Source organism: Streptomyces sp. NPDC058796, assembly GCF_042745235.1.
Classification (GTDB): Bacteria; Actinomycetota; Actinomycetes; order Streptomycetales; family Streptomycetaceae; genus Streptomyces.
In genome coordinates this window covers 156,896-182,029 of the sequence record NZ_JBHYOP010000007.1, presented here as the reverse complement: position 1 = coordinate 182,029, position 25,134 = coordinate 156,896, and the positions used below count along the sequence as shown (strand labels likewise).

General features: G+C 72.5%; 21 protein-coding genes and 6 tRNA genes. 18 read left to right on the top strand and 9 right to left on the bottom strand.

From position 1 onward, the window contains the following. Nucleotides 1-193 precede the first annotated feature (193 nt). The 3 genes from cobT (at nucleotide 194) to ACFW47_RS19155 (ending at nucleotide 6,518) form a co-directional block, all read left to right on the top strand. Complete coding sequence (gene cobT, locus ACFW47_RS19165) at nucleotides 194-4,258, top strand: nicotinate-nucleotide--dimethylbenzimidazole phosphoribosyltransferase (protein ID WP_386306397.1); 4,065 nt, start codon at nucleotides 194-196, stop codon at nucleotides 4,256-4,258. Between the two features lie 204 nt (nucleotides 4,259-4,462). Further along, nucleotides 4,463-5,698 (top strand): uroporphyrinogen-III C-methyltransferase, encoded by a 1,236-nt coding sequence (cobA, locus tag ACFW47_RS19160; protein WP_386286217.1) that lies wholly within the window; start codon nucleotides 4,463-4,465, stop codon nucleotides 5,696-5,698. Nucleotide 5,699: 1 nt separating this feature from the next. Beyond that, a complete protein-coding gene (locus ACFW47_RS19155; RefSeq protein ID WP_386286218.1) occupies nucleotides 5,700-6,518 on the top strand; it encodes a TrmH family RNA methyltransferase in 819 nt (272 codons plus the stop codon). A gap of 166 nt (nucleotides 6,519-6,684) precedes the next feature. Here the strand turns inward: ACFW47_RS19155 and ACFW47_RS19150 are convergent, their stop codons facing one another. After that, nucleotides 6,685-8,142: a serine/threonine-protein kinase gene (locus tag ACFW47_RS19150; protein ID WP_386286343.1), complete on the bottom strand. Its 1,458-nt coding sequence runs from the start codon at nucleotides 8,140-8,142 to the stop codon at nucleotides 6,685-6,687. A 588-nt stretch (nucleotides 8,143-8,730) separates the two neighbouring features. Between ACFW47_RS19150 and ACFW47_RS19145 the strand changes: the two genes are divergently transcribed. From ACFW47_RS19145 to ACFW47_RS19135, 3 genes are all read left to right on the top strand, one after another. Further along, nucleotides 8,731-8,913: a hypothetical protein gene (locus ACFW47_RS19145; RefSeq protein ID WP_386286219.1), complete on the top strand. Its 183-nt coding sequence runs from the start codon at nucleotides 8,731-8,733 to the stop codon at nucleotides 8,911-8,913. A 663-nt stretch (nucleotides 8,914-9,576) separates the two neighbouring features. Continuing rightward, on the top strand, nucleotides 9,577-10,557 hold the full coding sequence (locus tag ACFW47_RS19140) for a phosphotransferase enzyme family protein (protein WP_386286220.1): 981 nt from the start codon (nucleotides 9,577-9,579) through the stop codon (nucleotides 10,555-10,557). Nucleotides 10,558-10,620: 63 nt separating this feature from the next. Next, nucleotides 10,621-10,905, top strand: coding sequence for a zf-TFIIB domain-containing protein (locus ACFW47_RS19135; RefSeq protein WP_386286221.1), 285 nt, complete (start codon nucleotides 10,621-10,623; stop codon nucleotides 10,903-10,905). Nucleotides 10,906-10,983: 78 nt separating this feature from the next. Here ACFW47_RS19135 and ACFW47_RS19130 read toward each other — a convergent pair. The 5 genes from ACFW47_RS19130 to ACFW47_RS19110 all read right to left on the bottom strand — a co-directional run bounded on the left by ACFW47_RS19130 (nucleotide 10,984) and on the right by ACFW47_RS19110 (nucleotide 11,446). Next, nucleotides 10,984-11,055 (bottom strand) — tRNA-Val (locus ACFW47_RS19130). Nucleotides 11,056-11,080: 25 nt separating this feature from the next. Next, nucleotides 11,081-11,152, bottom strand: a tRNA-Val gene (locus tag ACFW47_RS19125). Between the two features lie 36 nt (nucleotides 11,153-11,188). Further along, nucleotides 11,189-11,260: transfer RNA gene (locus ACFW47_RS19120), tRNA-Val, on the bottom strand. 1 nt (nucleotide 11,261) lies between these two features. Then, a tRNA-Cys gene (locus ACFW47_RS19115) sits at nucleotides 11,262-11,335 on the bottom strand. A 38-nt stretch (nucleotides 11,336-11,373) separates the two neighbouring features. Further along, nucleotides 11,374-11,446: transfer RNA gene (locus ACFW47_RS19110), tRNA-Gly, on the bottom strand. Between the two features lie 177 nt (nucleotides 11,447-11,623). Here ACFW47_RS19110 and ACFW47_RS19105 point away from each other — a divergent pair. From ACFW47_RS19105 to ACFW47_RS19095, 3 genes are all read left to right on the top strand, one after another. After that, nucleotides 11,624-12,670, top strand: coding sequence for a chorismate-binding protein (locus ACFW47_RS19105; protein ID WP_386306395.1), 1,047 nt, complete (start codon nucleotides 11,624-11,626; stop codon nucleotides 12,668-12,670). After that, nucleotides 12,667-13,488 carry an aminotransferase class IV gene (locus ACFW47_RS19100; RefSeq protein WP_386286223.1) on the top strand — a complete coding sequence of 274 codons (822 nt, stop codon included), beginning with the start codon at nucleotides 12,667-12,669 and terminating at the stop codon, nucleotides 13,486-13,488. The genes ACFW47_RS19105 and ACFW47_RS19100 overlap by 4 nt, the downstream gene beginning before the upstream one ends. Before the next feature lie 73 nt (nucleotides 13,489-13,561). After that, the gene (locus tag ACFW47_RS19095; protein WP_386286224.1) at nucleotides 13,562-14,386 is read left to right on the top strand and encodes a GNAT family N-acetyltransferase; all 825 of its coding nucleotides are present in this window, start codon (nucleotides 13,562-13,564) and stop codon (nucleotides 14,384-14,386) included. A gap of 26 nt (nucleotides 14,387-14,412) precedes the next feature. Here ACFW47_RS19095 and ACFW47_RS19090 read toward each other — a convergent pair whose 3' ends face one another. Continuing rightward, nucleotides 14,413-14,937 (bottom strand): DsbA family protein, encoded by a 525-nt coding sequence (locus tag ACFW47_RS19090; protein WP_386286225.1) that lies wholly within the window; start codon nucleotides 14,935-14,937, stop codon nucleotides 14,413-14,415. 188 nt (nucleotides 14,938-15,125) lie between these two features. Here ACFW47_RS19090 and ACFW47_RS19085 point away from each other — a divergent pair, with 188 nt between their 5' ends. Further along, complete coding sequence (locus tag ACFW47_RS19085) at nucleotides 15,126-15,575, top strand: hypothetical protein (RefSeq protein ID WP_386306502.1); 450 nt, start codon at nucleotides 15,126-15,128, stop codon at nucleotides 15,573-15,575. A gap of 187 nt (nucleotides 15,576-15,762) precedes the next feature. Further along, complete coding sequence (locus ACFW47_RS19080; protein ID WP_386286226.1) at nucleotides 15,763-15,942, top strand: hypothetical protein; 180 nt, start codon at nucleotides 15,763-15,765, stop codon at nucleotides 15,940-15,942. 77 nt (nucleotides 15,943-16,019) lie between these two features. On the opposite strand, the gene ACFW47_RS19075 is transcribed toward ACFW47_RS19080, so the two are convergent. Beyond that, nucleotides 16,020-16,580: a CGNR zinc finger domain-containing protein gene (locus ACFW47_RS19075; RefSeq protein ID WP_386286227.1), complete on the bottom strand. Its 561-nt coding sequence runs from the start codon at nucleotides 16,578-16,580 to the stop codon at nucleotides 16,020-16,022. Between the two features lie 320 nt (nucleotides 16,581-16,900). Then, nucleotides 16,901-17,314: an SsgA family sporulation/cell division regulator gene (locus tag ACFW47_RS19070; protein ID WP_004002642.1), complete on the bottom strand. Its 414-nt coding sequence runs from the start codon at nucleotides 17,312-17,314 to the stop codon at nucleotides 16,901-16,903. 191 nt (nucleotides 17,315-17,505) lie between these two features. On the opposite strand from ACFW47_RS19070, the gene ACFW47_RS19065 reads away from it, so the two are divergent. The 7 genes from ACFW47_RS19065 to ACFW47_RS19035 all read left to right on the top strand — a co-directional run bounded on the left by ACFW47_RS19065 (nucleotide 17,506) and on the right by ACFW47_RS19035 (nucleotide 25,116). Beyond that, the gene (locus tag ACFW47_RS19065) at nucleotides 17,506-17,961 is read left to right on the top strand and encodes a TIGR02611 family protein (protein ID WP_073730848.1); all 456 of its coding nucleotides are present in this window, start codon (nucleotides 17,506-17,508) and stop codon (nucleotides 17,959-17,961) included. Nucleotides 17,962-18,039: 78 nt separating this feature from the next. Beyond that, nucleotides 18,040-18,111 (top strand) — tRNA-Val (locus ACFW47_RS19060). A gap of 354 nt (nucleotides 18,112-18,465) precedes the next feature. Next, complete coding sequence (locus tag ACFW47_RS19055) at nucleotides 18,466-19,755, top strand: ABC transporter substrate-binding protein (protein WP_386286228.1); 1,290 nt, start codon at nucleotides 18,466-18,468, stop codon at nucleotides 19,753-19,755. Further along, the gene (locus tag ACFW47_RS19050) at nucleotides 19,755-20,756 is read left to right on the top strand and encodes a carbohydrate ABC transporter permease (RefSeq protein ID WP_386286229.1); all 1,002 of its coding nucleotides are present in this window, start codon (nucleotides 19,755-19,757) and stop codon (nucleotides 20,754-20,756) included. The genes ACFW47_RS19055 and ACFW47_RS19050 overlap by 1 nt, the downstream gene beginning before the upstream one ends. Then, a complete protein-coding gene (locus ACFW47_RS19045; RefSeq protein ID WP_386286230.1) occupies nucleotides 20,753-21,643 on the top strand; it encodes a carbohydrate ABC transporter permease in 891 nt (296 codons plus the stop codon). Before ACFW47_RS19050 ends, ACFW47_RS19045 begins: the two co-directional genes overlap by 4 nt. A 12-nt stretch (nucleotides 21,644-21,655) precedes the next feature. Further along, nucleotides 21,656-22,270 (top strand): hypothetical protein, encoded by a 615-nt coding sequence (locus ACFW47_RS19040; protein ID WP_386286231.1) that lies wholly within the window; start codon nucleotides 21,656-21,658, stop codon nucleotides 22,268-22,270. A 110-nt stretch (nucleotides 22,271-22,380) separates the two neighbouring features. Continuing rightward, on the top strand, nucleotides 22,381-25,116 hold the full coding sequence (locus ACFW47_RS19035; protein WP_386286232.1) for a Tat pathway signal sequence domain protein: 2,736 nt from the start codon (nucleotides 22,381-22,383) through the stop codon (nucleotides 25,114-25,116). The last annotated feature ends 18 nt before the right edge of the window (nucleotides 25,117-25,134 follow it).

The window sequence follows — 25,134 nt, the reverse complement described above, 5'->3', positions numbered from 1 at the left end:
AGCGGGCCGTCGCGGATCAAGCTGTCGTGACGGGGGAACGACCGCGACAATGCCACTCAATGGCTTTGTCGTCATTTTCGACGGGTCGTTCGTGCCGCTGGGCACGCACGCTCGTTCTCACTACGGGGCGGTCGGTGCGCCGTCCCGGGCGAGCTGGTCGTAGAAGCACTAACCGATGGGCGAGGGGTTACGCATGACCGACACCGGCCAGATCCCGGGCGAGGGGCTGCCGGAGAACGCAGGCATGGTGGAGCAGCCGGGCGTCCCCGCACCCGGCGCGTACACCTACCTCTCCGAGACCACCGCCGAGGACGAGGACCTGTTGTTGCTGCCGGGAGCCCAGAGCGCCTGGGGCAACGAGGTCGCGCCGCCCGCGCCGGAGCCGGTCGTCGAGACCGTGCACCAGCCGGGTCCGCACGAGCTGTCCGGCCGTGACAGCGGCTCGGTCGATCTCAGCGGCGTCCGTCTGCCCGAGTCGGCGCCGTCGACGGAGCCCGCCTCCGTCCCCGCGCCGCCGCGCAGGCCCCTGCACCTCGGTCCGCCGATCCCCGACACCTCCGCCAGCCCGGTCCGCTCGCTCGCCGACCGCGGCCCGGCGGACGCGCCGGTGCGCCACGCCGGACCGCCGGCCACCGGTCACGAGTACCTCGACACCGCGCAGACCGCCGCGATGCCTCCGCAGGGGGCGGCGCCCTGGGGTGCCGCGCAAGCGGCTCCGCAGGCCCAGCCGCCGGCGGAGGTCCCGGTGGGTGCCGGGACAGTGCGCGCGGAAACGGTTATTCCGGTAGCGGACCAGACAGTTGAGCCGGCGGGTGCCGCCCAGGCCCTGGTGACCCGCGTGGCGACGGAGGCCGTGGCGGCGACGGGCGGGGAGAGCGGCGAAGCGGTCGGGCCCGAGGCCCCGGCCGCGGACGCCCACGCCGGGGTCTCGGACCCGACCGGGAGCGCGCCGGGCGACACCGACGGCGCCGGTTCCGCACCGGGTGTCGATGCCGCGCACGTCCAGGGAACGCCGGAAGGCGGCGGGACGCCGGAAGCCGTGGCCGTGCCGGCGGTGGGGGAAGCGACCGCTCCTGAGACCGCGGCCGCGCCCCAGGCGGGGGAGGCGCCCGCACCTGAGGCGGTGGCCGAGCCCACGGCGGACGACGCGTCCGGACCCGACGCCGTACCGGGGCCCGAGTCCGAGCAGGTGACCGCGGCGGCACTCCCGGAGGCGGCAGCGGAGGAGGCCGCCGAGCCGGCCCCGGCCTTCGAGGCGGACCCCGTGGAGCCCGTGGCCGTGCCCCCCCAGGCCGTGGCGGAGGTCGCCGAGGACGCCCGGACCGTGGAGGGAGCCGCGCCCGAGCCCGTGCCCGCGGTGGAGCCGGCCGGTGCTTCCCCGACGCCGCAGGAGGGTGAGCCGGGGCAGGTTGCCGACGCCGCGCAGACGGTCGATCCGACCGACGCCCAGGAGCCGGTGCAGGGCGTGGAGCCGACTGCGTCCCCCGAAGCCGCGCAGGAAGGCGATCCGACACGGGTAGCGGGCACCGAGCGGGCCGGTACGGGTCAGGGCCCCGAGCCCGTGCGGACGGTCACCGAACCGACGGAGGCTGCCCGGTTCGTACCGACGGCCGAGCCGACCGATGCCGCCCAGCCCGTACAGGCGGCCGAGCCGACCGATGCCGCCCAGCCCGTACAGGCGGCCGAACCGACCGAGGCTCCCCAGCCCGCAGCGCAGCCGGCCGAAGCCACCGAGGCTCCCGAGCCGCAGGAAGTCCCGCCTGCCGAGGCGCAAGTGACGGAGGCCGCCCGGACTGCCTCGCCCACCGCGGCCGACCAGGCGCCCGACGCAGCCGCCGCCGAACCCGCCGGACACGAGCCGTCCCCGCAGACCACGGCCGCCGAAGGGCAGCCCGCACCGGTGCCGGGGGCGACCGCACCGTCGGAGGGCTCCGCGCAGCCCGTTCCGGCGGCCGAGGAACACCCGCACGCCGACGTGCAGGCCGCCGCCGACGCCCAGCCGGACGGTCAGCCCGTTCCGGACGGTCAGTCCGCCCCGGACGGCCGGCCCGCCCCCGCCGACCCGCAGCCCGCCCAGGGCCCCCAGTCCCTCGCCGGCACCGACGTACCGCCGGAAGCGGAAGCTCCGCACCCCGTGCCCGAATCCGCGGCGGCCGTCGCGGCACCGGCCGACGGCGCCCGGCCCGAGCCCCACCCGGGCAAGTCCGCGGGGCAGCACGCCGACCAGCCCGTGGGCCGGTTCGTGCCGGTCGACGGCGGCCAGGTGCCGACCACCCCGCACCTCGCGCCGACGCCCCCCGAGGCACTCGTCGTGCCGCCGGGGACGTGGGACACCCAGGCGACTCCGGTGACTCAAGAGGCCCCGGAGCCCGTCGCCCCGGTCCCCGCCCCTCGTGAGGCGGACCCCGAGGTCGCCCAGAACGCCGACGACCTGGACACCCGGGCCGACCAGGAAGACCCGGAGCACCCGGAGCAACCGGAAGACGCGAGCACGGCCGCGGAGGCGGGAGCAAGGCGGTCCACCGGCCCGGCGGCCCCCGCCTACGCCGACGCCGAACGCGAGGCCGTACTGAAGGTCATGCGCGAACGCCGCGACATCCGCAACGGCTTCCGCAGCGACCCCATCCCGCACGAGGTGCTGCTCCGCGTCCTGGAGGCCGCCCACACCGCGCCCTCCGTCGGCCACTCGCAGCCCTGGGACTTCGTCGTCATCCGCTCCGCCGACACCCGCCGCGCGATGCACGAACTGGCGATGCGCCAGCGCGACGCGTACGCGAAGTCGCTGCCCAAGGGCCGGGCCAAGCAGTTCAAGGAACTGAAGATCGAGGCCATCCTCGACACCCCGGTCAACATCGTCGTCACCGCCGACCCGACGCGCGGCGGCCGGCACACTCTCGGCCGCCACACGCAGCCGCAGATGGCGCCGTACTCCTCGGCGCTCGCCGTCGAGAACCTCTGGCTCGCCGCCCGCGCCGAGGGCCTCGGCGTCGGCTGGGTCAGCTTCTTCGACGAGCGTGAGATGGTCCGCGCCCTCGGCCTGCCCGAACACCTGGACGTCGTCGCCTACCTGTGCGTCGGATACGTCGACGAGTTCCCGGACGAGCCCGAGCTGATGCAGGCCGGCTGGTCCAAGCGCCGCCCGCTGTCCTGGGTGGTCCACGAGGAAACCTACGGGCGCCGCGCCCTGCCCGGAGAGGAACCGCACGACCTGCTCGCCGAGACCGTCGCACAGATCCGCCCGCTCGACGCCAAGGCGCTCGGCGAGGCGTGGGAGCGCCAGAAGCGCATGACCAAGCCCGCCGGCGCGCTCGGCATGCTGGAGATCATCTCCGCCCAGCTGTCCGGGCTGTCCCGGCAGTGCCCGCCGCCGATCCCGGAGCCCGCGGCCGTCGCGGTCTTCGCCGGCGACCACGGAGTGCACGCCCAGGGCGTCACCCCCTGGCCGCAGGAGGTCACCGCCCAGATGGTGGCCAACTTCCTGGGCGGGGGAGCCGTCTGCAACGCCTTCGCCACCCAGGTCGGCGCCGAGGTGTGCGTCGTGGACGTCGGTGTCGCCACCGACCTGCCCGCCACGCCCGGCCTGCTGCCCCGCAAGGTCCGCGCGGGCACGTCCGACATGACGGCCGGCCCCGCGATGACCCGCGAGGAGGCCAAGCAGGCCATCGAGGTCGGCATCGAGACCGCCCGCGACCTGGTGGCGGCCGGCAACAAGGCGCTGCTCACCGGCGAGATGGGCATCGCGAACACCACCGCGTCGGCCGCGCTCATCTCCGTCTTCACCGGCGCCGACCCGGCCGAGGTCACCGGTCGCGGCACCGGCATCAACGACGAGACCCTGGTCCGCAAGACCGAGGTCGTGCGCCGGGCGATCGAGGTGCACCAGCCCGATCCGGCCGACCCGATCGGCGTCCTCGCCGCGGTCGGCGGCTTCGAGCACGCGGCCATGGTCGGCCTGCTGCTCGGCGGTGCCTCCCTGCGCACGCCGGTGATCCTCGACGGCGTCAGCGCCGGCGCCGCCGCACTGGTGGCCCGCGCGATCGCCCCCGAGGTCCTGGCGGCCTGCATCGCGGGTCACCGCAGCGCCGAGCCCGGCCACGTCGCCGCGCTCAACAAGCTCGGCCTGCGCCCCTTGGTCGACCTCGACCTCCGCCTGGGGGAGGGGACGGGCGCGCTGCTCGCCCTGCCGATGGTGCAGAGCACGGCGCGGGCCATGCACGAGGTCGCGACCTTCGACTCGGCCGGCGTGACGGAGAAGTAGTCCCACGGCGGGAGAGGGCGGCGCGACCGGCGGACCGGTGGCGCCCGCCCCCGCCGCCCCCCCGCACCGGCGGGCCCCCGCCGTCCGCCGAACCGGCCTCGTGCCCCGTGCGCGAGTCTCCTAGAATCCACGTATCCCCACGTCAGGGCCGCTCCACTGCCGCAGCGCCGCCCACCGCACCGCCAGGACGAGGAGCGCTCCCTCATGGCCGAACATCCCGCCTACCCCGTAGGCCTCCGTCTGACCGGCCGCCGTGTGGTCGTCCTCGGCGGCGGCCAGGTGGCCCAGCGCCGCCTCCCGGCCCTCATCGCGGCGGGCGCGGACATCCGCGTCGTGTCACCGGAGGCGACCCCCTCGGTCGAGGCCATGGCGGACGCGGGGGAGATCACCTGGGAGCGGCGCCCGTACGCCGAAGGCGACCTCGCGGACGCGTGGTACGCCCTGATCGCCACCAGCGACACCGAGGCCAACGCCGCCGCCTCCGCCGAGGCCGAGCGCCACCGCGTCTGGTGCGTACGTTCCGACGACGCCGACCAGGCCACCGCCTGGACCCCGGCGACCGGCCACAGCGAGGGCGTCACCGTCGCCGTGCTCACGACGAACGCCCGCGGCCGGGACCCCCGGCACACCGCCGCCATCCGCGACGCGGTCGTCGAGGGCCTGCGCGACGGCACCCTCGTCGCGCCGCACCACCGCACCCGCACCGCCGGAGTCGCCCTGGTCGGCGGCGGGCCGGGCGACCCGGACCTGATCACGGTCCGGGGCCGCCGTCTGCTCGCCGAGGCCGACGTCGTCATCGCCGACCGGCTCGGCCCGCGCGACCTGCTCGCCGAGCTGCCGCCGCACGTGGAGGTCATCGACGCGGCGAAGATCCCCTACGGGCGCTTCATGGCTCAGGAGGCCATCAACAACGCGCTGATCGAGCACGCGAAACAGGGCAAGGCGGTCGTACGGCTCAAGGGCGGCGACCCGTTCGTCTTCGGCCGGGGCATGGAGGAGGCGCAGGCGCTGGCCGAGGCGGGCATCCCGTGCACCGTCGTCCCCGGCATCTCCAGCTCCATCTCGGTCCCCGGCGCGGCCGGCATCCCCGTCACCCACCGGGGCGTCGCCCACGAGTTCACCGTGGTCAGCGGCCACGTTGCCCCCGACGACGAGCGTTCCCTGGTCGACTGGCCGTCCCTGGCCAAACTCACCGGCACGCTCGTGATCCTCATGGGCGTCGACAAGATCGGCAAGATCGCCGAGACCCTCGTCGCGCACGGCAGGCCCCCCGGGACGCCGGTCGCCCTCGTCCAGGAGGGCACCACGGCCGCCCAGCGCCGGGTCGACGCGACCCTCGCCACGGTCGCCGAGACGGTCGTCGCCCAGGAGGTCAGGCCACCCGCCGTCATCGTCGTCGGCGAGGTCGTCGGCGTCGGCCCGCACGGGACCGGTGCGTGACGTGGCGGACCTCATCACCCTCGACGACCCCGACGACCCGCGCCTGCACGACTACACCGGGCTGACCGACGTCGAGTTGCGCCGCCGCCGCGAGCCCGCCGAGGGCCTGTTCATCGCCGAGGGCGAGAAGGTCATCCGGCGGGCAGGCGAGGCGGGCTACGCGATGCGCTCGATGCTGCTCTCCGCCAAGTGGGTCGACACCATGCGCGACGTCATCGACGAGGCTCCGGCACCGGTGTACGTCGTCGAACCGGCGCTCGCCGAACGGGTCACCGGCTACCACGTGCACCGCGGCGCGCTCGCCTCGATGGCGCGCAAACCGCTGCCCGGGGCGGCGGACCTGCTGACCACCGCCCGGCGCGTCGTCGTCATGGAGTCGGTCAACGACCACACCAACATCGGCGCCATCTTCCGCTCCGCCGCCGCCCTCGGCATGGACGCGGTACTCCTCTCGCCGGACTGCGCGGACCCGCTGTACCGGCGCAGCGTGAAGGTCTCGATGGGCGCGGTCTTCTCCGTGCCGTACGCCCGCCTCGACACCTGGCCGGCCGGTCTCGCGACGGTCCGCGAGTCGGGATTCACGCTCCTCGCCCTCACCCCCGACGAGCGCGCCGAACCACTCGACGAGGTCGCCCCGCACCGCATGGACCGGGTGGCCCTGCTGCTGGGCGCCGAGGGCGAAGGCCTGTCCCGCCGGGCCCTGGCGGCGTCCGACGCGTGGGTCCGCATCCCGATGTCCCACGGCGTCGACTCCCTGAACGTGGGCGCGGCGGCAGCGGTCGCCTTCTACGCGGTGACGACGGGCCGGCCCTCGGCGTAGCGGGCGCGGGAGGCCACCGGGGTGCCGTCGGCCGAGGGGCGCCAGTCCCCGGGCCCAGGCAACCGGCGAGCCGGGTGTCCGGCCCAGGGGCCGGCCCCCACGGACGGCCCCTGGCCGCAAGGCCACGGCATCGGTCTCCCGGCCGGGTGCACGCGCATCCAATTCCCTAGAGACCGGGCACCTGACGCTGCCCGGGCGTGTCGTCCCGCACGTCCACCTGCTCCTGCTGCGTCCGGACCCCGCCCCGCTCGTCGCCGAGCCCCCGGGACGGCCCCTGGCAGCCCTGCGCGGCGGCGATGCCCAGCGCGACCAGCAACGTCACGACCACGAAGACGAACAGGCGCTGCCGCAGCAGCCGCGGGTTCGCGGGCCGCCGCCAGCCGGTCCCGGTGGTCCTCGGCCCCGTACGGCCGGCCCCGCTGCGCGGCGCGGACCGGCCGCCGCTGTCGTGGCGGGACCCGTTGCGTCCCGGGTTGCCGCGGGAGGCGGGCGTGGGCCGCGAACCGCCCCGCGAGCCCGTACCGCCACCGCGTGACGCGCTGCCACCCCGCGCGGCTGCCCCGCCCCGCGGCGGTGCGCCACCGCGCGAGGGCGTGCCGCCGCGCGACGCTTCGGGACCACGGGCGGGCGCGGGGCCGCGGGACCCGGACGCGCTCCTCGGAGCGGGGGTGCCCGGCGCACCCGGCCGGCCCTGCGGGCGCCGCTGTGCGCGCTCCGGGTAGGTGTCGGCCAGCCGCCCCGTCGGCAGGTCCGCCTCCGCACTGCGCGGTGCCGGAGGCCGCACGTCGGCCAGGCCCTGGGCCTCCCGGGCGGCGATCTCCTTGAGCCGCAAGGACAGTTGCAGGGTGCTCGGGCGCTCCTCGGGGTCCTTGGCCAGGCAGGCCCGCACCAACGGAGCGATGGCGTCCGGGACGCCGTGCAGCTGGGCCTCCTCGTGCACCACGCGGTACAGCATCACTTCGGAACTGCCGTGCCCGAAGGGCGAGTCCCCCATCGAGGCGTAGGCCAGCGTGGCGCCGAGCGCGAACACGTCCGTGGCCGGCGTGACCGCCGCCCCCCGCACCTGCTCCGGGGCGAGGAACCCGGGGGAGCCGACCGCGGTGCCGACGTGCGTGAGCGTGGAGGCGCCCGTGGCCCAGGCGATGCCGAAGTCGATGATCCGCGGCCCCTTCGGGGACAGCAGGATGTTGGACGGCTTCAGGTCCCGGTGCACCACCCCGGCCTCGTGCACGGCGACCAGTCCCTCGGACAGCGCGGCACCGACCGCGGCGACGTCGGCGGCACCGAGGGGGCCCCCGTCGACGACCTTGTCGTGCAGGGAGGGGCCTGGCACGTACTGCGTTGCGAACCAGGGGCGGTCCGCCTCCAGGTCCGCGGCGACCAGCCGCGCGGTGCAGCCGCCCCGGATGCGCCGGGCCGCGGAGACCTCGCGGGCGAACCGCGAGCGGAACTCCTGGTCCTCGGCCAGGTCGGGCCGGATGACCTTCAGCGCGACCCGCTGCCCCTTCTTGTCGGAGCCCAGGTAGACCACGCCCATTCCACCCGCGCCGAGCCGCCTGTGAAGCCTGAACGAGCCGACGACGCGCGGGTCCTCGCGCCTCAGGCGCATCATCGCCATGTTCATCCCCGCTGCCCGGTCCCTGTGACGAGCCACAGCTTACGTTTCCACGACCGCCCGCGCGCAGAGGCCGCGCCCTCTCGGGGCGAGGGATTGTCAGTGCCCGGTGGGAGAGTTGAGGGGCGGTCAGGGAACGCGGGCGCCGTCCGCCCCGGAGGCACGGGTGTTCCCAACCAGCGGCCGTGGTGCGGGGATTGGGTCGGGCGCGAGTGCTCGGACGGAAGCGGTGCGATGCGCCCTGGAGCCGCCGCGCCTCCGCGGCGTGGCGGCGGGCGGGGAGGTGCGGTGGGGGAAGGCGGAGGTGCGCCGGGAAGGGGCTGAAGTGAGGGATGTCACCGGACAGTACGGAGAAAGCGGGACGCAGCGGGCGCCCCTTCCGGGAAGACCCCGAGGTCCGGGACCCGGTCTCCACCCAGGGGAGTACGCCCCGGGTCGTGGCTCATCCTCCGGGAGGCCCGGCAATCGGTACGAGGGCATGACGTCGGGGGACCGCCGGACGCCTAGATTTGAGGTCAAGCGGCGGGTGCAGCACTCGTCCCCCGAGGTCAGACGCCCGCCGCTGCCAGAACAACGGAAACGGTCAGGAGAGGGACCATGGCCCAGACGGTACCGAGGACGCTGATCCGCACACGCGACAGCCGTCGTCAGGGACGCCGTCACCCCTTGGTGGCGACGGTCATGGCCCTGCCCCTGGCGGTCCTGCTCCTCCTCGTCTTCGACGGGTGGGAGACAGTGGCCACACAAGCGTCGTCCGTGGGTGTGATGCTGGGGCGCTGAGCGGCGACCCCAGGCCCGGAAGAGCGGTCCGGGCGGGGACATCCATCCATGAAACCCCGTGGGGACGGGGGTGCGGCGGACGGCAAAATGCCGGCGCAGCTGGGGAGCTGCGCCGGCATTGCTCTTCCCACCGGTCACCCCGGCCACTGACCCTCCCCGGCACCCCGACGTACGACGCGCCCAGCCACCGGAACCCTCCCGGCCCGCGGCTCGCCTTCCGCGTCCGCCGGCCCTGCCCTCCCCGCGCATGCCACGTCGCCTCTGAAGCGTCCTGATCCGCAGACCCATCCTTCGGCGGGATCCCCTGGACCGCACGCTCACCCTTGCGCGGGAGAGCCCCGGGCGGCAGGCTCGCCCTCCGGCAGGAACGCCCCGGACTCCGAGCCCGCCCTGGGAATGCCCCGACCGCAGGCCCGTCCCTCGGCGGAAAGGCTCTGGACGGCAGGCTCGCCGTTGGGCGGGAGTGCCCCAGGGGGGAGGTCCGCCTTCGGGCGGATCGCCCTGGCAGGGCAGGCTCGCCCTCCGGCAGGAACGCCCCGGACCTCAAGCACGCCCTGGGAACGCCACGACCGCAGGCCCGTCCCTCGGCGAAGGCGCCCCCGCCCGGCAAGGGTCCCCGCACCACGAGTCCTCGGCGGCGGAGCACCTGCGTACGCTCACCCCGTGACGACGGACGCCCTCCTTCCCGCCCTGACGCGCCGCGTCAGGGAAGCAGCCCACGCCCGCACCCCGGTCTGTCCCTGCGGAGCGGCCACCCCGGGCGACACCACCCTCGCCGACCGCCCCGACGGCCTCGTCGTCCGGCACGCCGGGACCGTCGCCAAGGCCCACGCGGCGGACGCGGACGCCACCGGGCTGGCCCGCCGTGTCACCGCCGCCGCCCGGCTCCCCGGCATCCTGCTGCCCCCGCTGCACCGGTCGCCCGTCGTCCTGCACGGAAGACTCGTCACGTACTGGCCGTACGGCACGCCCGTCGACCCCGAGGACCCGGACACCGCGCCGTGGGAAGCCGCCGCCACCCTCCTCGCGCGCCTCCACCGGAGCGCCGCCCCCACCGCCGTACCCCCCATGCGCGGCCCCGCGAAGGCGGCCCACGCCGTCGACCGCCTCCGGACCACCGCCCCGCACCATCCCGCCACCGCCCCCGTCCTGCGGGCCTGGGCCGCCCTCCCGGCATGGGCTCGGGGCGAGGCCGCCATGCCGGACGCGGCCGGTCTCTGCCACGGCGACTTCCACCTCGGCCAGCTCGTGCGCCACCCCTCGTCCGACGGCTCCTGGCTGCTGATAGACGTGGACGATCTCGGGACCGGTGCCCCGGCCTGGGACCTGGCCCGCCCGGCCGCCTGGTACGCGTGCGGACTGCTCCCGCCCGAGGACTGGAACCGCTTCCTGACCGCCTACCGCGCGGCCGGCGGCCCGGCCGTCCCGCCCCACGAGGATCCCTGGCCGACGCTGGACGTTCCGGCCCGTGCCCTCACCGCGCAGACCGCCGCCCGGGCCGTCACCAAGGCCGTCGCGGCGGGCCGCCCCCTGGACGCGGTGGAGGAGTCCCTGGTCGACGCCTGCGCCCGCATGGCCCCCGTGCGCCCCTCCGTCCCACGCGTGAGCGGAATTTCCACGACGCAGGGTGCAACCGACCCGTAGCCGGACAGAGTCTGTCCTGGCGATACGCGAAGCAGGACCGACCGGCGAGGAGTTGAGCCGACGATGCAGTGCCCCAAGTGCCGTGCACCGATGCACACCTACAACCGCAACGGCGTTCAGATAGAGCAGTGCAGCGGCTGCCGAGGGATCTTCCTGGACTACGGCGAGCTGGAGTCGCTGACGCGCCTGGAGTCCCAGTGGGCCCAGCCCGCCCCGCCGCCCCCGCCCGCGGCCCCGCAGGCCTACCCGGCCGCTCCCGCGCCCGCCTGGGGAGCCCCGCACGCCGGGCACGGCCACCACGGTCACCGCCGCCACAAGAGCTTCGGCCACATGCTCTTCTCCAGCTGATCTCGCTGGTCGGCCTCGCTGATCCGAGCCACGACGAAACCCCCGGCCGTACGAGACGGCCGGGGGCTTCGGGCGGTGTGGACGATACTGGGATTGAACCAGTGACCTCTTCCGTGTCAGGGAAGCGCTCTCCCGCTGAGCTAATCGTCCTGGGAGCACCAGGTGCGGTACTGCGTGCGCGATACTGGGATTGAACCAGTGACCTCTTCCGTGTCAGGGAAGCGCTCTCCCGCTGAGCTAATCGCGCGGGGATCCATGCGGATCAGTGATCCTTGCGGATCAGTGGACGATACTGGGATTGAACCAGTGACCTCTTCCGTGTCAGGGAAGCGCTCTCCCGCTGAGCTAATCGTCCTTGGAGGTGGAGACGGGATTTGAACCCGTGTAGACGGCTTTGCAGGCCGTTGCCTCGCCTCTCGGCCACTCCACCAGGAGTGTAGAGGGCCCGGGAGGCCCCCTTTTCCTGCGAGCGGACGACGAGGCTCGAACTCGCGACCTCAACCTTGGCAAGGTTGCGCTCTACCAACTGAGCTACGTCCGCCTGTCGGTTCGGTCCGCTTGCGCGTCCCGGCGACGTGTTGAACTCTAGCGGATTCCGGGGCCATCACAAAAACGCGTTTGTGCAGCGTGCTGCGCTGCGCCCGCCCGAGGGCCTGGTCAGGGCACCTGGAAGGACACGTTCGGGTCACCTCCGGGCCACCGTCCTAGACTCGGACACGTGCTCGACCTCCCTCCCCTCGCCCGCTTCGGCGAGCGTCTCGCCACCGGTCTCCTCGACGTCACGAGCGATCCCGCCGCCCTCGAATCCGAGGGCTTCTGGGCCGTCTGCGCAAACTTCGAAGGCCGTCTGACCTGCGCCCGCTTCGCGGACGTACGGACGCGGCCGGTGCCGGCCCCCACATCCGGCCGGTGGCGGGGACCGGCCGTCGGCGACTGGACGTCCTCCCTCGACCGCGCCGCGTACACGGCGGCCGTACGGCGCATACGCGAGCACATCGCCGCGGGCGAGGTCTACCAGGCCAACCTCTGCCGGGTGCTCTCTGCGCCCGTCGACCCCGGCGCGGACGTGGACGCCCTCACCGCCCTGCTGGCCCGCGGCAACCCGGCACCGTACGCCGGAACGGTCCGGCTGCCCGGCCACGGCGTCGAGATCGCCACCGCCTCGCCCGAGCTGTTCCTGCGCCGCGACGGCCGGACCGTCGAGTCCGGGCCGATCAAGGGAACCGGACGGACCGAGGCCGACCTGCTGGAGAAGGACTACGCCGAAAACGTCATGATCGTGGACCTCGTCCGCAACGACATCGGGCGGGTCTGCGCCACGGGCAGTGTGACCGTGCCCGACCTCTGCGCCGTCGAGAAGCACCCGGGGCTCGTGCACCTGGTGTCGTCGGTCCGCGGCGAGCTGCGCGCCGACGCCGGCTGGCCGGAGCTGCTCGCCGCGGCCTTCCCGCCCGGGTCCGTCACGGGCGCCCCCAAAACCAGCGCCCTGCGGATCATCGACGCCCTGGAGACCGTGCCCCGGGGCCCGTACTGCGGGGGCATCGGCTGGGTCGACGCCGACCGGGGCACCGCCGAGCTCGCCGTCGGCATCCGCACCTTCTGGATCGACCGTGCCGAGGGGGTCCTGCGCTTCGGGACCGGTGCCGGCATCACCTGGGGGTCCGACCCGGAGGGGGAGTGGCGGGAGACCGAGCTGAAGGCGTCGCGGCTGCTCGCGGTAGCGTCGGGGACGTACGAGGTGAGTGGAGAGGGAACACAGGCGTGAAGATCTGGCTCGACGGCGGGCTCCAGGACATCGAGTCCGCCCGCGTCTCCGTCCTCGACCACGGGCTGACCGTGGGCGACGGCATCTTCGAGACCGTGAAGGCGGTGGACGGCAGGCCGTTCGCCCTGACCCGGCACCTCGACCGGCTGACCCGCTCGGCCCGCGGCCTCGGCCTGCCGGATCCCGACCTCGACGAGGTCCGCCGCGCCTGCGCCGCCGTCATCGGGGCCAACCCCATGCCGCTGGGCCGGCTGCGCATCACGTACACCGGCGGTCACGGCCCGCTCGGCTCCGACCGGGGCGAGCACGGCACGACCCTCGTGGTCGCCCTCGGCGAGACCGGCCGGCGCCCCGACTCGACGGCCGTGATCACGGTGCCGTGGACCCGCAACGAGCGCGGCGCGCTCACCGGCCTGAAGACCACCTCCTACGCGGAGAACGTCGTCGCCCTGGCCCGCGCCCGCGAACGGGGCGCCACCGAGGCGCTGTTCGCCAACACGGTGGGGCAGCTGTGCGAGGGCACCGGCTCGAACGTCTTCGTCGTCCTCGACGGCGAGATCCACACCCCGCCGGTCGCCTCCGGCTGCCTCGCCGGGATCACCCGCGCCCTGGCCGTCGAGTGGACCGGCGCCCGCGAGACCGACCTCCCGATGGACGTCCTGGACCGCGCCGACGAGGTCTTCCTGACCTCCACCCTCCGGGACGTGCAGGCCGTGCACCGCGTGGACGACCGAGAACTGCCGGGCGCCCCGGGACCGGTGACCGCCAAGGCGATGCGCGTCTTCGAGGAGCGGTCGGGGAACGACCTGGACCCGTAAGGGCGCCCGCGGATACGGGAAGGCCTCGAAAATGAGGCTGACTCGAAGCCCGTCGCCGGGTAGAACTCCGGTGATGACCACCACCCTGCGGCCGACCGAGCCGCTTCAGCGCGCCGCCGACGGGACGCGTTCGCGCCACTACCAGGTGTGCGTGAACAGCCGGCCCGTCGGCGCGATACACCTCGGCACCTCACAGGCCTTCGGCGACTCGGTGGCGGTGATCCACCACCTGAGCATCGACGAACCCGACCGCCGACGCGGTCGTGGCACGGTGGCGGCCCTCGCGGCCGAGGAGGTCGTGCGGGGCTGGGGCTGCCGGCGGATCGAGACCAACCTGGCCCCCGACGCCCACGCGGGCCTGCGTCTCATGGAGGCGCTCGGCTACGCCGTGCGCAACCGCACCATGGCCAAACCGCTCGGCGGCACCGCGCCCGCCCTGCCCGCGGGCAGCCGGGCGCGGCCGATGACGGCCGAAGAGTTCGCCACCTGGCACGCCTACCAGTCGCAGCAGTACGCCCGTACCTGGATCGAGCGGGGCGTCCCCGAGGACGAGGCGTACGCGAAGGCGCGCAGTGATCACGAGCTACTGCTGCCGCAGGGGCAGGACACCGAGAACATGCTGTTCAGCGTGGTGGAGCACGAGGGAGCGCGGGTCGGAGTCCTGTGGCTGGCGCTGCGCGAGGACGGCGCCTTCGTCTTCGACGTCGAGACCGACGAGGCGCACCGGGGCCGGGGACACGGACGGACGCTCATGGCGCTGGCCGAGGCCCAGGCCGTCGACGCCGGCCGAAGACTGATCGGCCTCAACGTCTTCGCGGGCAACACCGCCGCCGAACGGCTCTACGAGTCGCTCGGCTACGCGACCACGCGCTACTACTGCAGCAAACCGCTGCTGTAGGGGTACGCGCCGGCGGCGTCGGTCCGTCAGTCCCGCCCCTCGGCCAGCAGCCGGTCCGCGATCCGCTCGACGCGCTCGCGCAGCCCTTCCTGGCTCTTGCCGCCGTCGAGGCGCTCGCCGTCGATCACGTACGTGGGGGTGCCGGTCACGCCGATCGCCTTGCCCTCGGCCTGGTCGGCGTCGACGATCAGGATGTGCCGGCCGTCGATCAGGGCCGTGTCGAACTCCTCGGCGTCCAGTCCCAGTTCCCGGGCGACCTCGACGAGGAAGGCCTCACCCTTGCGGTCCAGCTCCGCGACCCGGTTCAGCACGGCCTCCGCGTACGGCCATCCCTGCCCCTGGGCCGCGGCCTCCTCGGCGGCCTGTGCGGCGGCGAAGGAGTGCTTGTGCTTCTCCAGCGGGAAGTGCCGCAGCCGCAGCTCGATGCGGTCGCCGTAGCGGGCGCGCAGGGCGCGGAGATCGTCCAGGGCGGTGCGGCAGTCCGTGCACTGGAGCTCGCACCAGACGTCGAGGACGGGCGCGGCGGGCCGGGCGGGGGAGGAGTCGCTCATGGCCCCATTCTCCCAGCCCGCAGGGTGTCGTCCCGACCGGGTCGTACGGCGGCCACCGGCACCTGGGGAGGAGCGGACCCCGAGATCTCCCTGATCTCGGGGACGAGGCATGGCCCGAGGGCGTCCCGACGGTGCAGGATGGAAGGGACGAAGTACTCATGCCCGACCGACCTGCCCTGGAGGACCGGATGATTGCCGAGACCGTCTGCTCCGCGGTGTCCGCGGCCGGCCTGGGCATCGCGGCGGTCACCGCGTACCGCCGGCGTTTCCTCACCGCGGCCCGTATCGCCGCCTACTCGCTGGTCCCGGTCGGTCTGGTCATGACCGGAGTGGTCGAGTGGCTGGCGGACACGGCGTTCAGCCCCGTGGCCTGGGCCGGCTTCGCGGTGCTGGGCGTGTCGTGGGCGCTGTTCATGACCACGCGCGCCGTGGAGCGCCGCCGCGGCGGCACCCGCAAGGAGCGCAAGGAGGCCCGGGCCGCGGCACAGCGCGACGCGGTGGCCCCGGCGGCCTCGGAGACTTCAATCGGCCCCGGCGCCCGCCCGGCCTCCCGGCCCGCCTCCCGCCCGGCCAAGCCGTCCGGTGGCGAGGACGACTTCAGCGACATCGAGGCCATCCTCAAGAAGCACGGCATATGACCGTCGGTGCCGGTGTCGCCTGCCGGCACGGATGCCCGGGCTGAAACGACACAGCGGTCCGAGGTCGTCAGAGCGCGCTCCGTAATGATCAAGATCTGAACGGAGATTGCGGAATTCAACGAACTCCCTGTCTTCGCGGGCGTGTTGATCGCGTAGGCCCTGGTCACTGCGCCATCATCACGGCGAGATGCCGGACACCACTCAGCTGGATACCCAGCTGGACACGAGACAGAGCGAAACCACGCGGGCGCAGGACGAACCGCGCGGCTGCCTCTTCGCCCTTTCCCAGCCACCGCTCATGATCTTCCTTGCGGTGATCGGGTGTCTGCTGCTCATGGCTGCGTTGCACGATCTGCTGTTGCTGTGAGCCGTACCCGCGCTCCCCGGCGCCACCCGCCGGGGGCCGCGTCGCCACCGTGGCGCGCCCGGTGTCGCAGGCGGACGTCAGCCGGCCGCCTCCTTGCGCCGTGCCCGGTAAGCGGCCACGTGCAGGCGATTTCCGCACGTGCGGCTGTCGCAGTACCGCCGCGACCGGTTCCGTGAGAGGTCGACGAAGGCGCGTCGGCAGTCGGGGGCCTCGCACCGCCGCAGCCGCTCCTGCTCCCCGGCGACCACGAAGAAGGCCAGAGCCATCCCGCAGTCCGCGGCGAGGTGGTCGGCGACGGAGGCGCCCGGCGCGAAGTAGTGGATGTGCCAGTCGTACCCGTCGTGGTCGGTGAGCCGCGGTGTGGTGCCGGCGGCGGCGACCAGGTCGTTGATCAGGCCGGCGGCCGCTCGCGCGTCGGGTGCCGCGAAGACGGCCGCGAACCGGCCGCGGATCTTGCGCACCGCCGACAGGTCGAGCTCCGAGAGCACACCGACGTCGCTGATTTCGTGCGTTCCCACAAACACCTGGAGGGCCGCGACATCCTGCAGCCCGTCGGGCGCCGACTCGTCCTCCGGCGCGGTGTTCACCAGATCCACCACGGTGTCGAGGGCACACCGGGTGTCGTGGGTGATCAGCACATCTCGCTCCCTGGCCTGGGGTCGGGCGGGCGCCCGCCGATGCTGGCCGATGGTAGTGGCTTCCACGACGGGGGGAACCGGCTCGGATGTGCCGGTCCCGGCCGCTGGACACCCGTACCGCCGTCGGACGCCCGTACAACGGCGGCCGGCCGCCGTCCGTTCCCGCAGTGGTCCGAGGGCGGCCCCGTGGCCGCACACGCACCGGCGCCGTCCCCGCGGAGGACCGCGGCGACGACGCCGGTGTGTGCCGTTATGCGGTTGTCCGGGCCCGTGCCGTCACCCCGAGTCGACGGCGACGGGCGGCTTCACGGAGCATCGCCCTAGCTTTCCGCCAGGATGTGCGACAGCTCCTGATCGAGATCGAAGTGCCGGTGTTCCGTGCCGGGCGGCACGGCGGCGTCTGTGCGCTTCAGGAAGGACTCCAGGGCCCGCGCCGGGGCCTCGAGCAGTGCCTCGCCCTCCGGGGAGCTCAGGGCGATGCACACGACCCCCTGGCCGTGACTCCGGGACGGCCAGACACGGACGTCGCCGGTGCCGGTGGGACGGTGGAGACCTTCGGCGAGGAGGTCGCGGGCGAACACCCACTCGACGGTCTCCTCGGCTCCGGTGTGGAAGGTGGCGTGCACGGCGTAGGGGTCGGCCGTGTCGTACCGCAGGCCTGCGGGGACAGGCAGGGAGGACTCGCTCGACACAACGAGGCGCAGGTGCAGCTCGCAGCTGACCGTGGTGTTCATAAGCGCCAGGGCCTTTCGCTCAGTGTGCGCTCGGGGATTCGCACGTCGGCGAAATCGACATGCCACCTACGGTGCCGTTGTAAACCCCTCTGAGTGTTTTGCGTGTGTTTAGGTAACTCTTCCGGCCGAGCGACCGTTCGGGTCCTGCGCCCATTCCGGTGACAGCTTTCGCTCCGGTAGTGTTTGGCCGTATGAACACGGGGAGTAACAAGCCCGGCGAGGCCGCCGTGGCGGAAGACCGTACGGGGACGGACGACGAAGCGGCGCCCGCGCAGGCGCTCGGATCGCGTGCTCCGGACTTCATCAAGGCGCGCCGTGCCCTGCACCTGAGCTGGCAGGTCGGCGTCTTCATCGTCGGGCTGGCGGTCGTCGCGGCCGGCGCCGCCATGCTGGTGCTGCCGGGCCCGGGCTGGGTCGTGATCTTCGGCGGCATGGCGATCTGGGCGACCGAGTTCGTCTGGGCGCAACTCGTCCTGCGCTGGACCAAGCGCAAGGTCACCGAGGCGGCCCAGCGGGCCCTCGACCCCAAGGTGCGGCGCCGGAACATCATCCTGACCTCGGTCGGCCTGGTGATCGTGGCCGCGCTGGCGGGAATCTATTTGTGGAAGTTCGGCCTCCAGCTGCCCTGGAAGATCGAGGACCAGTGATCCGCGGCGGGGGTGCGGTGACCCGGCCCCCGCTGGTCACGGGCCCCCCTGACATGGGGTAATGTTCTTCCTGCGTCCGGGCGATTAGCTCAGTGGGAGAGCGCTTCGTTCACACCGAAGAGGTCACTGGTTCGAACCCAGTATCGCCCACCGGATCTTCAGGCGGCCCGGCTCACGATCGTGAGCCGGGCCGCCTTCGTGTGTGGGTGCTCCGGGTCTCCGGGCGTTCCGCTTCCGTCCGCCTTCACTCAACCGTGACCTTCCGCGCCGCCCGCCCAGGCGGGCCCGCCCGCGTTCGGTCCCTCGGTCACGCGGCGCCGACCAGCGAGTTCTTCCCCGCTGCCGACAGGCGGGAGCTCAAGGGGTGGTCCCGGCGGCGAGGGGCGGCGCCCGTCAATTCCTGTCCGAATCATTGACGCGCCCCGGGGCCCTCCGTACCTTGTGCCAGCAAGCGCTTACTTGAAACGATTCATGAGGCGGACGCGACGTCGCGGGGAGGCTCATATGCAGCAGGGCGGGAATGTGGAGAGGCGGACGATCCTCAAGGCGGCGGGGGCCTCGCTGGCCGTCGCGGGACTGGGGGCGACGGCCACCGCGTGCGGCGGCGGCAGCGGATCCGGGGACGGGACGGTGACGATTCGTTACTCCTGGTGGGGTGCCGAGGACCGGGCGGAACGCATCAACAAGACCATCGCGCTTTTCGAGAAGAAGTACCCGAAGATCAAGGTGAAGACGGACTTCCAGCCGTACACCGACTTCTGGAAGAAGTTCAACACCCAGGCCTCCGGCGGGAATCCGCCGGACGTCTTCCAGAATGCCATCGGATTTCTCCGGAAATACGATGCCAAGAATGTACTGCTCGACCTGAGCGAGCAGGTGAAGGCGGGCAATCTCTCCATGGACGGCTTCCGGGCTGGCCTGGAGAAGTTCGGCGAGATCGACGGAAAACTCCTCGGCGTGCCCGTCGGTTCGAACTCGATGGCGCTCGTCATCGACAAGCCCGTCTACACCCGGGCCGGCGTCAAGCCCGAACAGGGCTGGACGTGGGACGACTTCGACAAGGCGATGACGAGCATCCGGGACCGGACCGGCCGGGCCGGGGACAGCGGGATGTACGGCGTCATGTACCTCTACGACCTGTACCTGCGTCAGAACGGCAAGGCCTTCTTCACCGAGGACGGACTCGGCTTCACCGAGGCCGATCTGGCCACCTGGTGGACCAAGGCGGAGAAGGGCGTGAAGTCCGGCCTGTTCGCCGACCCGAAGAAGGTCGCCCAGATCAAGCCCAAGTCGGCGCTCTCCGCCGAACTCGCCGGCAGCGAGTTCACCTGGGACAACTTCACCGTCCGCTACACCTCCGAGGGCAAGAGCGAGTACGGTCTCGCGCCGATCCCCACCACGGACGGCGAGCGCACCGGCCAGTACCTCGGTTCGCTGATGCTCAGCGGTTACAAGCGCACCGAGCACCCGAAGGAAGTCGCCCAGTTCATCGACTTCATGGTCCACGACCCCGAGGTCGCCAAGATCATGGGTTACGACCGCGGGGTGCCGGCGACCCAGGTCCAGTACGACGCGTACCAGCCCACCGACCCGGTCAACAAGGCGATCGCCGCCTACGAGCAGTCGCTCGTCGACGCGGGTGTCCTGGAGACCATCACCCCGCACCCGAACGGCGCCGACATCTGCGAGGCCGCGTTCCTGCGCATCGCCGAGGAGATGGGGCTGGGCGAGCGCTCCGTCGAGGACGCCGTCAAGCAGTTCTTCACCGAGTCGAAGACGGCTCTCGCCGGCTGATGGGAAGCGCCGTGACACACGCCCCCGCCGTGGAGGACCCGGTCAAGGATCCCGAGCCGCGGCACGGTCCGGCGAAGTCCCCGCGCCCCGCCGAACTCAAGCGGCGGGGCCGCCGGGAGAACCTGGCCGGCTACCTCTTCATGTCCCCCTGGATCGCCGGGTTCCTGCTGCTGACGGCGGGACCGATGGCCGCCTCGCTCTACTTCGCGTTCACCGACTACAACCTGTTCGACGCGCCCAGATGGATCGGCCTGGACAACTTCTCCGAGATGTTCGGCGATCCGCGCTGGCGCCACTCGGTCCAGGTCACGCTCTGGTACGTGGTCGTCGGCACGCCGGTCAAGCTGATCGCCGCGCTCGGCGTGGCCCTGCTGCTGGCGCAGAAGCGGCGCGGGCAGGCCTTCTACCGGGCCGCCTTCTACGCCCCGTCACTGATCGGCGCGAGCGTGTCCGTCGCCATCGTGTGGAAGGCGATCTTCTCGGACGACGCGGTCGTCGACCGTACGCAGCAGTTCTTCGGGATCGACGCCGGTGGCTGGACCGGCGACCCGGACCTGATCATCTACAGCCTGGTGGCGCTCACCGTCTGGCAGTTCGGCGCCCCGATGGTCATCTTCCTGGCCGGCCTCAAGCAGGTGCCGCGCGAGCTGTACGAGGCGGCCGACGTGGACGGCGCGAGCAAGCTGCGGCAGTTCTGGAACATCACCCTGCCGATGATCTCCCCGGTCCTCTTCTTCAACGTCCTGCTGGAGACGATCCACTCCTTCCAGATCTTCAGCTCGGCCTACATCGTCGGCGGCGGCGCGGGCGGCAGCTCCTGCGGGCCGGCTGACGGAACCATGGTCTACACCTGTTATCTGTACATCCAGGGCTTCGAGAACAGTCGCATGGGCCTGGCCTCCGCCATGGCGTGGATGCTGCTGGTCGCGGTCGCCCTGGTCACCGCGGTGCTGTTCTGGTCGCAGAAGCGCTGGGTGCACTACGAGGAGGGCGGCCGATGAGCACGCAGGCCACCGACGTCACGCCGGTCCCGTCCGCCAAGGGGGCCCTGCGGCGCAGGCTGCCGGGCTCGCTCGCCTGGCACATCGGGTCGCTGGCGATCCTGGCGGTGATCCTCTATCCGGTGCTCTGGGTCATCGGCGGCTCGCTCAAGGAGAGCGGGGACATCGTCGGCAGCCTGGACCTGTTCCCGGCCGACCCGATCATCTCGAACTACACCGGCCTCGCCGACGGCATCGCCGACATCTCGATCTCCACGTTCTTCGTCAACTCACTCGTCCTCGCGGTGGGTTCGGTGATCGGGATCGTCGTGTCCTGCTCGCTGACGGCGTACGCCTTCGCGAAGATCCGGTTCGCCGGCCGCAACCTGCTCTTCACGCTGATGATCGGCACGCTCCTGCTGCCGTACCACGTGCTCCTCATCCCGCAGTACGTGCTCTTCCGCAACATGGACATGATCAACACGTACACCCCGCTGCTGCTGGGGAAGTACCTGGCCACGGAGGCGTTCTTCGTCTTCCTGATGGTGCAGTTCATGCGGAACCTGCCCAAGGAGCTGGACGAGGCGGCGCGCCTGGACGGCTGCGGGCACTTCCGCATCTACTGGTCGATCGTGCTGCCGCTGTGCCGGCCGGCCCTGATCACCAGCGCGATCTTCACCTTCATCAACTCGTGGAACGACTTCATGGGCCCGCTGATCTATCTCAACGAGCCCAGCAAGTACACCGTCTCCCTCGGTCTGAAGATGTTCGTGGACCAGGAGGGGCTGGCCAACTACGGCGGCATGATCGCCATGTCGCTCGTCGCCCTGCTGCCCGTCCTCGCCTTCTTCCTGGCCTTCCAGCGCTATCTGATCGACGGCATGGCCACGTCCGGCCTGAAGGGCTGAGGTGAACCGATCATGACCGAGGTGCGTGCGAAGGCCACCCCTGCGGAGAGGGCGGGGGAGCGGGGCGAGTCGCGGTTCGCCGAGGGGTTCGCGCTGTTCGCCGAGTGCCTGCTCACCGGCGTGTGGATCGCGGTGGCCTCGTTGCCGCTGGTCACCTACCCGGCCGCGTTCGCCGCGGGCGCGCGGCACCTCGGGCGCCGGCTCGCCCATGAGCGCGGTGGCTGGCGGGAGTTCACCGCCGACTTCCGTTCGGCGGTGCGCCGCGGGTGGCTCGTCGGGGTCGCCGGATGGGCCGCCCTGGCCGCGGTGTGGGTGGACGTCCAGGCCGTGCGCAGCGGGCTGCCGGGCGGTCCGTTCGTGGGCGCCGTCGGTGTGTTCGCCCTGATCGGCGCCGTCGTGGCCGGGCTGCGCGCGGCGGCCACCTGGCGTCCCGGTGCCTCCTGGCGTGCGCTGCTCGCGCAGGCCGGCCGGCGCACCGTGCTCGACCCGGCCGGTTCCTTCCTGATCGTCGGCGGGCTGGCCGTGGTGGTCTGCTCGGCCTGGTTCAGCGCGCCGCTGGCGGTCGCCGTCCTGGGCGCCGTCGCGGCGGCGGCCGTCGCCGTGGAGGAACGCCACCGGCGCCGCTGACGGCCCTGGCTCCCCCTGAAGGCCGGCGCCCCGGCGCCGCGTCTCGATCTGTCATGCCCTTGACATCTCGACCATCCCTCTGCATCCGCACGGAACGGAAAGGAAAGGCCATGTCCCCCATCCCCCGCAGGTCCCTCCTCAAAGCGGCCGCCGTCGCCGGAGCCGCCGCCCAGTTCAGCTGGGCTCTCGGCGCCAAGAACGCGCAGGCCGCCCCCGCCGCCGCGGCGGCCGACGACGGTCCCGTCACCCTGACCTGGCTGGAGGACGGCGGCCTCGGTGCCGCCCCCGGCTCCACCGTCGGCGTCCCCTGGCCCAGGGGCACCCACCAGGAGGACCAGACCTTCGCCGTCACGGACGAGGACGGCAAGGCCGTACCCACCCAGTCCTGGCCCCTCGCCTACTGGCCGGACGGCTCCCTGAAGTGGACCGCCCACGCAGTCGGCTCCGGCGAGGGCAAGCTCACCCTCACCGCCGGCACCCCCGCCACCCCCGCCAAGAAGGTCACCGTCGACCAGCGGGGCGGCACCATCGACATATCGACCGGCGTCATCACCGCCAGAATCGGCAAGTCGGGATCGACCCTCGTCAAGTCCGTCACCAGAGGCTCCACCGAGATCGCGAAGGACGGCCGCCTCGTCCTGCTGCGCCAGCCCGAGATCGAGGACGGCGACCAGGGCACGGTGAAGTACGAGCGCTTCGACGGCGCCATCGACGAGGTGAAGGTCGAACAGGAGGGCCCGGTCCGCGCCGTCGTCCGTATCGACGGCAAGCACCGCAAGGGCCACCGAGGCTGGCTCCCCTTCTCCATCCGCCTGTACTTCTACGCGGGCGCCGACTCCTTCCGCATGGTGCACACCATCACCTTCGACGGGAAGCAGGAACCCGGGAAGGCGAGCGGCGACTTCATCCGCGGCCTCGGCGTCCGCTTCACCGTCCCGATGCGCGACGAGTCCTACGACCGCCACATCCGCGTCGGCGGCGAGGGCACCGGACTGCTGCGCGAGGCCGTCAAGGGCATCACCGGCCTGCGCCGCGACCCGGGCGCCGCCGTGCAGGCGGCTCAGTACGCGGGGCAGAAGCTGCCCGACCCGTCCACCTGGGACCAGCGCGTCACCACCCGGCTCCAGTACATCCCGGAGTGGGGCGACTACACCCTCTCCCAGCTCTCCGCCGACGGCTTCACCCTGCGCAAGCGGACCAAGAAGGGCCACGGCTGGATCGGCGCCGGCGGCGGACGGCGTGCCTCCGGTTTCGGCTACGTCGGCGGCGTGAGCGGTGGCCTCTCCTTCGGCCTGCGCGACTTCTGGGAGAAGCACCCCGCCCAGCTCGACATCCGCGACGCGCAGACCGACGAGGCCGAGGTCACCCTCTGGCTCTGGTCGCCCGAGGCCCAGCCCATGGACCTGCGCTTCTACCACGACGGCCTGGGCCAGGACACGTACGAGGAGCAGCTGGAAGGCCTCAACATCACCTACGAGGACTACGAACCCGGCTTCGGCACCCCCTACGGCATCGCCCGCACCTCCGAGCTGCTCTTCTGGGCCAACGCCGCCACTCCGAGCGCCGAGCAGCTCGCCGAACAGGTCGAGGCCGTACGCGTCCTGCCGCAGCTGGCCGCCCCGCCGGAGCAGCTCATCAAGGCCGGGGTCTTCGGCCCCGGCCTCTACTCCGAGCCCGACCGCTCCACGCCCGCCAAGGCGAAGATCGAGGACCACCTCGACTTCCTCTTCACCTACTACAAGGACCAGGTGGAGCAGCGCCGCTGGTACGGCTTCTGGGACTACGGCGACATCATGCACACCTACGACGCCGCCCGGCACCAGTGGCGCTACGACATCGGCGGCTACGCCTGGGACAACTCCGAACTCTCCCCGGACCTCTGGCTCTGGTACGCCTACCTGCGCTCCGGCCGCGCCGACATCTTCCGCTTCGCCGAGGCCATGACCCGGCACACCGGCGAGGTCGACGTCTACCACCTCGGCGAATGGGCAGGCCTCGGCACCCGCCACGGCGTGCAGCACTACGCCGACAGCGCCAAGCAGCAGCGCATCGCCAACACCACCTACCGGCGCTTCTACTACTTCCTCACCGCCGACGAACGCGTCGGCGACCTCATGCACGCCAACGTCGACTCCGACGAGACCTTCCTCGCCCTCGACCCCCTCCGCAAGATCCGCACCGAGCCCTACACCCCCGACCGCAACGCCCTGTCGGTCGGCTTCGGCACCGACTGGAGCGGCCTGGTGTCGGCGTGGCTGACCGAGTGGGAACGCAAGGGCCCCAAGTGGGAGAAGGCCAAGGCCCGCGTGCTGTCCACGATGGAGACCATCGCCGCCCAGCCCAACGGCTTCGTCCAGGGCAGCGGCCTGTACGACCTCGACACCGGCCGCTTCGCGATCGCCGACACCCCGAAGGTCGAGGTCTCCCACCTGTCGGCCGTCTTCGGCCTCAACGAACTGTGCGCCGAACTCATCGACCTCGTCGACATGCCGCAGTTCAACGAGGCGTACTACGACTACTGCCGCTACTTCAACGCCTCCAAGGCCGAACAGGCGGCCCGCTACGGCAGCAACTTCGGCAGCCTCATCCTCTTCCAGGGCCACTCACGCCTCGACGCCTACGCCGCCGTGCGGACCGGGGACGCCAAGCTCGCCGCCCGCGCCTGGCAGAAGTTCTACGACTCGGACGGCTACAAGGAGTCGGCACCCTGGAAGACCGAGAAGCTGAGCGGGCCGGCCACCCTGGTGCCGGGCAGCGAGGCGACCTGGGTCTCCACCAATGACACTGCGCTCTACGGCCTCGCCGCCATCGAGAACCTGGCACTTCTGGGGGACCGGATGCCGTAGCAGGCACGTGACGGGCGC